This is a genomic window from Bacillus sp. JJ722 (assembly GCF_036963345.1).
GTDB lineage: Bacteria > Bacillota > Bacilli > Bacillales > DSM-1321 > Bacillus_AD.
The window spans coordinates 18289-30355 of sequence record NZ_JBALMO010000079.1; the positions used below are offsets into that span (position 1 = coordinate 18289).

Here is a 12067-nt window from a genome sequence, read left to right on the forward strand (position 1 = left end):
CAATAAATTCCAATTGGATTGTTGTTAAAACAGTTTTACAAAATATATACTCGGCTGATCGGACCACCGAAGGCTCTAAGTTAGGAAATTAGGATGATTCTGATTTCTTGATTTAGAGCCTTTTTCTATAGCTTTTTAGTAAAGAAAAAGATTAGACGGGGAAACAATGTCAATATAGCTTTTAGGGGTGATTTAAGGTGAGAAAAGTGAAGTTTTTTTTAGCTATCACAGCATTAATTAGTGTTTTAGTTGGATGTGGTTCGAACAGTACGTCTGGAGAAAAGAGGAAGGAGGATACAAACAAAAAAGAAACGATTGAATTATTGAACGTTTCCTATGATCCCACACGAGAGCTATATCAAGCAATCAATAAGGAGTTTGCTGATTATTGGCAGAAAGAAAAAGGTCAAACTGTTACATTTCAGCAATCTCACGGTGGTTCAGGTAAACAAGGAAGAGCGGTAATAGATGGATTAGAAGCTGATGTTGTTACGTTGGCACTTGCGTACGATATCGATGCGATTGCCGAAGCAAATCAACTACTGGAAAAAGATTGGCAAAGTAAATTTCCGAATAATTCAACTCCATATACATCTACGATTGTTTTTCTAGTTAAAAAGGGAAATCCTAAAAAAATTAATGACTGGGATGATTTAATCAGGAAAGATGTCTCTGTTATTACTCCCAATCCAAAGACATCAGGAGGCGCAAGATGGAATTACCTTGCAGCTTGGGCTTATGCTGAGAAAAAGTATAACAATGATGAAAAGAAAGTGGAGAGTTTTATTAGGAAGTTATATAAAAATGTTGAAGTGTTAGATTCGGGTGCAAGGGGTGCAACAACAACTTTCGTAGAGAGAGGCATCGGGGATGTTTTACTAACATGGGAAAATGAGGCTTTTCTAACGTTGAATGAATTAGGGAAAGATCAATTCGAAATCGTTGCACCTTCCATTAGTATTTTAGCTGAGCCACCCGTTGCGGTTGTAGACAAAGTAGTTGATAAGAAAGGAACGGGAGAAGTAGCTGAAGCTTATTTAAATTATCTCTATTCAGATAAAGGTCAAGAGATTGCAGCAAAAAATTATTACCGTCCTAGAAATGAAGAAATTCTAAAGAAATATGAAGACCTCTTTCCGAAAATCGATTTAGTAACTATTGATCAAGATTTTGGTGGCTGGAAGAAAGCTCAAGAAAAGCATTTTAATGACGGCGGTACATTCGATAAAATTTATCAACCTTAAGTGGAAAAAAATATTCATTTTTCTCGTTCAAACTGGCGCTAAGACTCCCACTTCAAAACGATAGTGAAAGCGAAGACGTTTAAGTGGGAGATTAAGCCCCAGTAAGAACCCGATTGGTTCAACTAAACTTGTAATTAAAATTAATTTGTGTTATAATTATACGCACTGTGAAAAGGAGATAGAAACCATTTTCGGTAATTCGCCTTTTTCTAGGGTGTTGCTTTTAATTCTTTCACATGATGAAAGTTCATAGGAGAAATCTTGGATTTCTGATGGAACATAGTGTCGTGCTTTTAGCATAAGAAAAACTTTTTCCATTGCATGATCCGTATCTAGAATTTCATTTGTTCTGTTGCATTTGAAGCCTTCGACACAAGTCGAAATAACATTTTCAAAAACTGTTTCTTCTTCAAAAACAATTGAAGCATCTAGAATTTCTTCAACTTCTGAATTATCCAACTCAATAATTGTAAGGATATTCACAACTATCACCCACCCAATTTGCTTTTTATAATTTCTTCAAAGAAATTCAACATATTAATTATTCTGGAAATTTCCTTGTTAATTTCATCTTAACATGTTCCATGCATAATTTCCTTTAATAATGTAAACATTATATGAATTCAACAAAGAATGAATATTCTGAATTTGTTGTTTCATGTTTAATTTTTCCTAATCAGGATAATATAATGGAGAGCTTTGCATAGTATTCTATTTAGTAGATGATTGTGGATTCACTACTTCTGTTTTCTTGTTATATCTATGAAGTTTTCCTTAGTAAGAAGTAAATTGAGCGGAAAAAATAACAAAAAAAATATGGTTGTCTCAGGAGGCATCAGCATTTGAATCGGTCAACAATTATTACAGTAGTTGTTCTAAGTACCTATTCACGCCGGATCGGCTTCGGAGCCGTAGGGATGTAAGAGAGGTAGGGCTTACGTCGTTTAGGTAAGAACATACCACTACCGATACCCAACTTCAAAGATAAAGAAAGAATTATATCTGAGCGAAAAAGCTCTGCAACATACAAGAGGGTATCCTATAATAGGATACCCTCTCTCAATTATTGTTGTTCATTGGCGGCAACAAGATCATGATAGAAACCACCTTGCTGAACTAATTCTTTATGCGAACCTCGCTCGATAATAGCTCCATTTTGTAGTACGATAATTTGATCGGCTTCTTGTATAGTATTTAAACGATGCGCAATAACAAAACTTGTCCTTCCTTGCATAAGTCGCTTCAGTGCTTGTTGTATATGCATTTCCGTAATCGTATCAATGCTACTGGTAGCCTCATCTAATATAAGAATGGATGGATTTGCAATAATAGCTCGTGCAATCGCAAGCAATTGTCTCTGTCCTTGACTTAAGCCACTTCCACCATTGCTCAGTGTCGTTTGATAACCATTTGGCAGACGCTCAATAAATGAATGAGCATTAGCTAATTTAGCTGCTTCAATGATTTCTTCTTCACTTGCATCTAATCTTCCATAGCGAATATTCTCTTCAATAGAACCTTGAAACAAAAAAGATTCTTGTAGTACAAATGTCATCTGCTTCCTAACACTCGCACGTGTCACAGAAGAAACATCAACTCCATCAATGGTAATTACACCTTCATTATAATTATAAAAACGAGAAAGCAAATTAATAATCGTTGTCTTTCCTGCTCCTGTAGGCCCTACAAGTGCAACTGTTTCACCAGGCTTAGCTGTGAACGTAATATTGCGAAGTGTAGAACCTTCTTCCTCATACGAAAACGACACGTTCCGAAAACTCACTTCTCCCTCCACATCATGCAAAGCACCTTTATTTTGTTCATCAAAGCCTTCTTCTTCTGTATTCAATATTTCAAAAACACGCTCCGCTCCAGCAATTGCCGATAATAGCGTATTGAATTGATTCGCTAAATCATTCAAAGGGCGTGTAAACTGTCGAGAAAATTCAACAAACACAACGATAACCCCAATTGAAATCCAACCTTTTAAAGCGAATATTCCACCTACTCCGGCGATCATAGCAAAACTAACATTATTCAACACATTCATGAGCTTTGGAATCATTCCCGAGTACGTTTGAGACCAAAAACCAGTTAGTTTAAGCTTCTCTACTTTTTCTAGAAATTGTTCGTTTACCTTGTCTTCAGCCGAGAATGCTTTAATGATGGTTTGACCAGAAATACTTTCCTCAATCACACCATTTAACTCACCTAAACTTTTTTGCTGCTTCTGAAATAGCTTACTTGTTCGTCTCGTAATCCATCTCATACCAAGAAACATCGCTGGGATAATAATCATTGTAATCAGAGCCAATAAAGGACTAAGGTACAACATGACCGAAAGAGTCCCAACCAATGTCAGGGTACTTGATAATACTTGAATAACTGAACTATTCAAAGTAGAACTAACATTTTCAATATCATTAGTCACGCGGCTCATTAATTCACCTTGTTGTCGCATATCAAAGAAAGCAATCGGTAACTTATGCAGATGGCTAAATAATTTCGTACGTAAACTCAACACAGTTCGTTGAGCAATTCCAATCATCAATACATTTTGAAGCCAAACTGAAAGAGAATAAACAATGTATACGACAATTAATATAAACAACAGTGTAGATAAGCCACTAAGCTTTCTCGCAACAATATAATCGTCAATAACTTTACCAATTAACAAAGGACCGACAAGAGCTAGTAATGAACTCACCACAACTAATGCTAAGACAAAATAAAATAACCCTTTCTGCAATGTCAGCATGCGCCAAATAATTGCTATAGTTGTTCTAGTATCATTTGCTCTCGCTTTCTTTTTCTTACTATTCCTTTTTAAATCACTTGCATGAAGGATTTTTTCATAATGAAATGGCTCACTTAGTTGTTTCCATAACATAACCATCTCTCCTTCCTTCACGCTGAGATTTTAATAAATCACGATAAAGACTTGAATGTTGCTGTAAATAGTCATGTGTACCTTCAGCTACCTTCTCACCATTTTGCAACAACATAATACGATCGGCATGGATGGCTGTACTAATCTTTTGTGTAACCATTATTTTCGTTCCATGATAAGAACGTAGCGAGCTCAGCAATTTCTGCTCCGTTTTCGTATCTAATGCACTAGTGCTATCATCAAACAACAATATACTAGGTTTTCGAATTAAAGCACGAGCAATTGTAAGCCTTTGGCGTTGTCCTCCAGATAGATTTACACCTTTTTGACCAATTAATGCATTCATATGTCCTGGCAATTTCTGAATTGTTTCATACATTTGCGCATGATCACAAGCTTCCTGTATAGCAGCATCACTTGCATCTTGTTTGCCCCACAATAAGTTTTCCTTAATTGTACCGGTAAATAGTAAAGCTTCTTGTGGTACAATGCCCATTCCTTTTCGCAAAAATTCTTGGTTATAATCCTTCACATTTATACCGTCAATCAGTACTTCACCTTCACTCGCATCGTATAATCTTGGGATTAAATGCATTAATGTCGTCTTACCTGAACCTGTTGCACCTAGAACGGCTAATGTTTGACCTGGTTTAACAGTAAAAGATAAATTTTTCAACGCCCATCTTGTTTTATCTTGATAATAGAAACCAACGTTCTTAAATGTCACTTCACCTTGCAAATGACTTGTATGCTTTTTATTAGTTGAATCACTCATTTCAGCTTGCGTATCAAGAATTTCTGTAATCCTTGAAGCGGACGCTTTAGATCGGGAAAAAGCTACAATTAGAAATGAGAAAACTGATAAAGACGAAGTAATTCTCGTCGAATAATTCACAATCGCAACTACTTCACCAATATTAGCAGTACCAACCATTATTTCTTTGTTCCCAAACCAAAGAATACAGATTACCGTTATATTCATTAATAATAATAGTGCAGGCATCGTCACTTCCATAAAACGAAGCACCGTGGCTGTTCTTTCTTTTAATTGTTGATTCGCCTCTTCAAAACGATTTATTTCATAATCACTTCTTCGAAAAGCTCGAATCAACTTCATCCCCGCTAAGTTTTCGCTCATCACATTATTAACATGATCTAGCTTCTGTTGAACGGTTTTAAACATTTTACCGCCTTTGTTCAATAAATAAAGCAGAAATACAAACAAGAATGGAACTACCACACCAAGAAACATCGCTAATGATGGATGAACGATGAAAGACATCACTAATCCGCCAATAATCATTAGCGGCGCTCGTAACATAATGCGCAATACCATGAATATAGTTGTTTGCAATTGTTGTACATCATTTGTTAATCTAGTCATGAGTGAACCTTTTGGAAAGAGTGTAAATTGTGAATAAGATAATGATTGAACTCGTTGAAATAAAGCATTTCTCATATCATATGAAAAGCTTTGGCTTACATGAGACGCATAAAATGTGTTAAATATACCCGCGACCAAAGTAAGCAATGAGAAAAATATCATAACGCTTCCTAACAAAATGACGGTATGTAAATCTTGTTTCATTACACCCTCATTAATTATTTGAGCCATCAATAATGGTTGAAATAACTCCACTATTAATTCAGCCAACATAAAAATAATGGCAATAATAGCTGCTATTTTATACGGTTTAAGAAACTGAACTATCGTTTTCACTATATCGCCCCCTTGCAAAAAGAACCATGCATCCGTTTCCGCATCCGACAAGTATATATATCTTACTCTTTTTTTCCTTTTTTTCCGAATTATTTAACTTTTATTTCATCATAAATAAAATAATAAGTCATTTACTACACTATAAAGAACTTGCGTATTATAATGATTGAAGAACTATATTATGAAATGAAAGAGGACCTATACATATGAATCATATACTGAGTATAACAATCAATGTTATTTTAGTATTAAACATCTTACTAGCAATATTTGTAATTTTTCGAGAGCGGAGAGATATTTCTTCCACTTGGGGTTGGCTGCTTATCTTATTCTTTATACCTCTATTAGGTTTCTTCCTATATTTACTTTTCGGACAAAATTTAAGGCGTGAGAAACTGTTTCAATGGGACGATCAAAAGAAAATCGGCTTAAAACAAATGATTACTGAACAAGTAAAAGAACTAAAAGAAAATACATATTCTTTTCGGAATTGTTCAGCACAGCAACATTTTGATCTAATTTACATGCATTTAACGAATAATGGTGCCTTACTTTCTGAAAATAACGACGTAACTATCTTTACTGATGGAAAAGAAAAATTCAGCAGTCTTATTAAAGATATCCAAGCAGCACAGCACTTCATTCATATGCAATATTACATTATTAAGAACGACACCTTGGGTAAAGAAATTATCGCTGAACTCACTAAAAAAGCGAAAGAAGGCGTTAAAGTGCGTGTCCTTTATGATGAATTGGGTTCACGTGGACTAAGGAAGAAAGCATTTGCTGAATTAAAAGCAGCTGGTGGAGAGGTTGAAGTTTTCTTTCCATCAAAGTTCCACCTTATTAATTTGCGCTTGAATTACCGAAATCATCGAAAGCTTGTTATTATTGATGGTAACGTTGGCTATGTAGGTGGCTTTAATGTAGGAGATGAATATTTAGGAAACAATCCAAAGTTTGGATATTGGCGCGATACACATTTACGTATTATAGGAAGTGCTGTCTATGCCATGCAAATCCGCTTTATTCTCGATTGGAATCAAGCATCTTATCGAAATGACATCGTCTATAATCCATCGTTATTCCCTCCTAGAAAGTTTAAAGGTGACGTAGCAGTTCAAATCGTTACGAGTGGACCAGATTCCGAATGGGAACAAATTAAACTTGGATATATTAAACTAATCATGTCAGCTAAGAAATCAATTCTTATTCAGACACCTTACTTCATTCCTGACGCTAGCTTACTTGATGCCCTAAGAACTGCATGTTTAGCGGGGAAAGATGTTAGAATTATGATTCCAAACAAACCTGACCATATGTTTGTATATTGGGCTACCCTTTCCAATATCGGGGAATTATTAAAAACGGGTGCGAAAGTTTATATTTATGAAAATGGCTTTATTCACGCTAAAATGATTGTAATTGATGAAGAAGTTTGTTCGGTCGGTACAGCCAATATTGACGTACGAAGCTTCCGCTTAAACTTTGAAGTAAACGCCTTTATCTATAACTGCAAAGTGTCCAAGCAGCTTGCACAATCTTTTATGGATGACATTAAACTAAGTCATCGATTAACGCTCATGGAATATAACAAACGCTCATATTACATTCGTTTTAAAGAATCTATATCAAGATTACTTTCACCAATACTATAGAAAGAAGAAGCTAATTCAAAATTTCGTCGCTTGTCGAATCCTTTGAATTAGCTTCTTTTATTTTAAATTTTTACTATATTTTTCTATTTTTATGGTATTTTTAATAAGGGGTGCGTTTATGACTACAGCAGTTCAAACAAAAGAATCAGAAACAAAAGAAGATATACGAAAATTCTCCATACAGATGACATCATTCATGATGGTAATGATTGTTGAAAATATGTCAGCATATAGAATACAAAATCCATTAATCTATTTCCTAACATTCCACATCACGCTTCTTTTGGTCTCTTTAATAGGTTACTTGATTTATAAACTCCTTCAATAAAAAACACTCCAATTACATTTCTAATTGGAGTGTTTTTTAAATTATAGCGCAGGTACGCCTACGAAGAATGCATCATACAATGCTTTAACTGCTTTCTTCTCATTAACAGCTTTAATACCAAACATCATACTTACTTCAGACGAACCTTGATTAATCATTTCAATATTAATACCAGCATCTGCAAGTGCTTGAGAGGCTTTCGCTGTTGTACCAACATTATGCCTCATACCTTCTCCAACAATCATCAATAGCGCTAAACCATGATCTATTTCGACTTTATCAGCATGCAATTCATCATAAATTCTCGCTACGATTTTTGCTTCTTTTTCAGGGTTTAACTGATCTTCTTTCAGAATAACAGTCATATCATCAATACCCGATGGAGAGTGTTCAAAAGATACCCCATGGTCTTCAAGAATTTGCATTAACCTACGACCAAACCCTAACTCCCTGTTCATTAAGTATTTACTCACATAAATACTGCAGAATCCTTTATCTGATGCAATACCAATAACAGGCCCATTTGTATTTTCACGTTCATTTACAATTAACGTTCCTGGAGAAGATGGATTGTTTGTATTCCTTACATTAACCGGAATGCCAGCACGGAAAGCAGGAATCAAAGCTTCATCATGGAATACAGAAAAACCAGCGTATGAAAGTTCACGCATTTCACGATAAGTAAGCTCTTTAATTTCCTTAGGATTTTCAACTATTGTAGGATTTACTGAATATACAGCATCCACATCCGTGAAGTTCTCATATACTCTGGCTTTGGTACCATTAGCTAAAATCGATCCTGTAATATCAGAACCGCTTCGAGAGAATGTAGCAATTTCTCCATCTAGTGTAAATCCAAAGAAACCTGGGAATACAACGATTCCTTCATACTCCCTTAACTTGTATAAATTATCATAGGACTGTGGTAACACTTGAGCATTACCTGGTTCATCACTTACGTAAAGACCAGCGTCTTTCGGGTTCACATAAACAGCATCTGTACCCATACTACGGAAGAAAGCTGCAATTAACTTCGCACTATTATCTTCACCACTTGCTTTAACTGCATCCATATATTTTTCAGGTTTGCTTTGGTTTCCTTCTAGCACATTATATATATCTGCTTCAATTGCTTCCATAACATCGTTCGATAAGTTCAATTCCTGTGCGATACTTGAATATCGTTCTAGTAAAGTTGCTACAGGTGCCTTCTCCTTACTTTTGTTTAAATATTGCTCGGCACACTCTATTAATAAATCTGTTACTTTAATGTCGTCAGATGACCTTTTTCCAGGGGCTGAAACGACGACAAACTTTCTATCAGGATCACTCATAACAATTCGATATACTTTCTGCAGTTGCTCTCCTGATGCTAATGAAGATCCTCCAAATTTTACAACTTTCATTCTGACATCTCCTAAACATTAAAATACTCTGATAATTTTATATTATTATGAACTTTCGAAATAAAACTTGCAACCCTTTTTCTACTTCATCTAAACAAATAAATGAATTTACTATAAATTCAGGAAATTTATCCATTATTTCTTTTCTTTAATAACAGGTGGAGGAGGTAAACTTCCACCATTACTGAAATATTCCGGCACTACTCCAGGGATAAATATGTCACCGATTTTTGCTTCAAACTTAATCGGCTCCTCATCTGAAAAATAAGGGATAACAATTTGTATATCTAATTCAATGTCTACAAATAACTCTAATAGGGTATTATTGATTCCACCCTCCGTCATTTCAGTACGAAATTTGGACTCAACATCTCGGACTAAGGATAACTCTACAGGTATCTCTGGACCTAAGTTTGCCAAAAGTGAGTTCCCAGTTGCTACACCAATAGGAATCTTGTATACAATGTTATGAAGTTGTGCATCCTCTATATCATTGATATTACGACTAGAACTCTCATCCACATGCTTTATTCCTAATCGTCTCTCAATATCTTGTGTAGTGAGTGATAAAGCATCGTAATAAACTTTCGGATTAAAACTATATGTTGAAGGCATTCCATCCTGCTTCTTCTCTATAATCAGTTCATTTATATCTACTTCTTTCAAGTTTTTATGAACAGCTTCATCTATAGCTTCCGTTGCAATACGTTTAACTTCCGTCTTCGCTACATCTTTAATAATCGGCGTAATCGTTTTATCAACTAACCAAAGTGATATCAAATTAAAGCCTAAAAAAATAAGAAAAGAATACCACAATACCTTAGGCATACTCAAAGGTTTTCTTCGCAATCTCATTCCTGTTCTATATCTCCATCTTCTCATTAGGAACCAGCCCCTTTGGAACATACATATGCCTGTTCACAAAAAAAAATGAAGGAAATAGAAAAGCGGAAGGACTCGTTTTGCGACGTATGGAATGGAGCTAGACACCACTAAAAAGCCATATCCTTTTTTATAAAAGAGGATGTCTAATAAATCCTATTTGTTATCTTTATTGATTGATGGGAAGAAATTTTTTAGATTTTTATGAAGATACATCGGTTTCATCTAGACCAAAAGCGCCAAATATAAATATTCTAATATTACAGCCGAGTTTATATATTTCACGTAAACTACTTCGAAGGGCCAATAAAGCGTAAAAGGGCGTTCNNAATCACTTTTCAGACAGCCTCTTATGGTTATTTTTATAGAACCTTACTTAAAAATGATTTCGTTCTCTCATGTTGTGGACGTTCAAAAATTTCAACTGGTTTGTTCTCTTCAATAACATATCCTTCATCCATGAAAATCACACGATCTCCAACTTCACGTGCAAATCCCATTTCATGAGTTACGACAATCATTGTCATACCTTCCTTAGCAAGTTGCTTCATTACTTCCAGTACTTCTCCAACCATTTCTGGGTCAAGCGCAGATGTTGGCTCATCAAACAACATGACCTTCGGTTCCATAGCAAGTGCTCTTGCAATAGCTACACGTTGTTTCTGTCCACCAGATAAAGAATCTGGATATACATTTGCTTTATCCTCAAGGCCTACTTTACGAAGTAATTCTAGCCCTTTTTGCTTTGCTTGATCTAAAGGAACTCCTTTTACTTTAGTTGGAGCAAGCGTAATATTATCAAGCACTGTTTTATGCGGAAACAGGTTGAACTGTTGGAATACCATTCCTACATCCATACGTAAACGATTGATATCCGTCTTTGGATCAGCAATATCTATGCCTTCTATATATATATGTCCATCCGTAATTTCTTCTAATAGATTAATACAACGTAAGAATGTTGATTTACCTGAACCAGAAGGTCCGATAACAACAACTACTTCTTTTGGTTGAATAGAAACATTTATATCTTTTAATACTTCATTCTTTCCAAATGATTTTTTCAGCTGTTTGACTTTTATCATGTTGTTTCCAGCCTTCTTTCAATTCGATTTAATACATAACTTAATGAAACAGTTAAAATTAAATAAATAACAGCAGCAGCTAAGTATGGTTCCCATACTTTAAAATATTGAGATCCCATCGCTCTTCCCCAATACATAAGCTCTGGTGCTGCAATAATACTTGCTATAGATGATTCCTTAATAAGTACGATAAATTCATTTCCAAGCGGAGGGATAATACGCTTTGTTGCTTGAGGTAAAATAACATGTTTCATTGCTTGTACATGTGTCATTCCAAGAGAACGAGCTGCTTCCATTTGCCCCTTCTCAATCGATTGAATACCAGCACGAAAGATTTCAGCGATATAAGCAGCTGCGTTAAGAGATAATGCTACAACAGCAGCTAGAGTGGCATTTGTATCACCAATAAACAAAGGTACAACTCCAAAGTGAATCAACAATACTTGCACAAGCAATGGCGTTCCTCTAAAGCAAGTAATATACAATTTAAACGGAAATGATAGTACCTTGCTTCTCATCATTTTTCCCATTCCAATAAGCAAACCAAGAATGGTTCCGATAGCGATACCAGCTAACGATAATCCAATTGTTAATAACGTTCCTTGTAATAAATATGGGGCATATTCCACTATTATATCGAACTGAAAATCCATAAAACGTCCTCCTGAAATCGTTTCATTTACAAGTATAAATGGTTAAAAATTGCGTAACAATCAACTAATCTGTTACGCAAATCTAGTTTTCTTATTTCTGTTGTTTCTTCAAAAGTTCTAGATCTGGTTCAATACCAAACCATTTTTGGTAGATTTCTTTGTATGTTCCATTTTCGAAAATTGTATTAATTGCTTTATTCA

The 12067-nt window shown here is 35.1% G+C and carries 10 protein-coding genes; 3 read left to right on the forward strand and 7 right to left on the reverse strand.

Features of this window, described 5'->3' with window-relative positions; all coding sequences use genetic code 11:
• Nucleotides 1-197 precede the first annotated feature (197 nt).
• Nucleotides 198-1244 (forward strand): sulfate ABC transporter substrate-binding protein, encoded by a 1047-nt coding sequence (locus tag V7014_RS11310; protein WP_335507157.1) that lies wholly within the window; start codon nt 198-200, stop codon nt 1242-1244.
• 156 nt (nt 1245-1400) lie between these two features.
• On the opposite strand, the gene V7014_RS11315 is transcribed toward V7014_RS11310, so the two are convergent.
• The 3 genes from V7014_RS11315 to V7014_RS11325 form a co-directional block, all read right to left on the reverse strand.
• Nucleotides 1401-1727: a hypothetical protein gene (locus V7014_RS11315; protein WP_205061561.1), complete on the reverse strand. Its 327-nt coding sequence runs from the start codon at nt 1725-1727 to the stop codon at nt 1401-1403.
• Between the two features lie 580 nt (nt 1728-2307).
• Nucleotides 2308-4134, reverse strand: a complete 1827-nt coding sequence (locus V7014_RS11320) for an ABC transporter ATP-binding protein (RefSeq protein ID WP_335507159.1) — start codon at nt 4132-4134, stop codon at nt 2308-2310.
• Nucleotides 4112-5854 carry an ABC transporter ATP-binding protein gene (locus tag V7014_RS11325; protein ID WP_335507161.1) on the reverse strand — a complete coding sequence of 581 codons (1743 nt, stop codon included), beginning with the start codon at nt 5852-5854 and terminating at the stop codon, nt 4112-4114. The genes V7014_RS11320 and V7014_RS11325 overlap by 23 nt, the downstream gene beginning before the upstream one ends.
• A 206-nt stretch (nt 5855-6060) precedes the next feature.
• Between V7014_RS11325 and cls the strand changes: the two genes are divergently transcribed.
• On the forward strand, nt 6061-7512 hold the full coding sequence (gene cls / locus V7014_RS11330; protein WP_335507163.1) for a cardiolipin synthase: 1452 nt from the start codon (nt 6061-6063) through the stop codon (nt 7510-7512).
• A 118-nt stretch (nt 7513-7630) separates the two neighbouring features.
• Complete coding sequence (locus tag V7014_RS11335) at nt 7631-7840, forward strand: hypothetical protein (RefSeq protein WP_335507165.1); 210 nt, start codon at nt 7631-7633, stop codon at nt 7838-7840.
• Between the two features lie 41 nt (nt 7841-7881).
• Here the strand turns inward: V7014_RS11335 and V7014_RS11340 are convergent, their stop codons facing one another.
• The 4 genes from V7014_RS11340 to V7014_RS11355 all read right to left on the reverse strand — a co-directional run bounded on the left by V7014_RS11340 (nt 7882) and on the right by V7014_RS11355 (nt 11866).
• On the reverse strand, nt 7882-9246 hold the full coding sequence (locus tag V7014_RS11340; RefSeq protein ID WP_335507167.1) for an aspartate kinase: 1365 nt from the start codon (nt 9244-9246) through the stop codon (nt 7882-7884).
• Nucleotides 9247-9381: 135 nt separating this feature from the next.
• Nucleotides 9382-10128, reverse strand: a complete 747-nt coding sequence (gene yunB, locus V7014_RS11345) for a sporulation protein YunB (RefSeq protein ID WP_335507169.1) — start codon at nt 10126-10128, stop codon at nt 9382-9384.
• Nucleotides 10129-10490: 362 nt separating this feature from the next.
• Nucleotides 10491-11213 (reverse strand): amino acid ABC transporter ATP-binding protein, encoded by a 723-nt coding sequence (locus V7014_RS11350; RefSeq protein WP_335507172.1) that lies wholly within the window; start codon nt 11211-11213, stop codon nt 10491-10493.
• The gene (locus V7014_RS11355) at nt 11210-11866 is read right to left on the reverse strand and encodes an amino acid ABC transporter permease (protein WP_335507174.1); all 657 of its coding nucleotides are present in this window, start codon (nt 11864-11866) and stop codon (nt 11210-11212) included. The genes V7014_RS11350 and V7014_RS11355 overlap by 4 nt, the downstream gene beginning before the upstream one ends.
• Between the last annotated feature and the right edge of the window lie 201 nt (nt 11867-12067).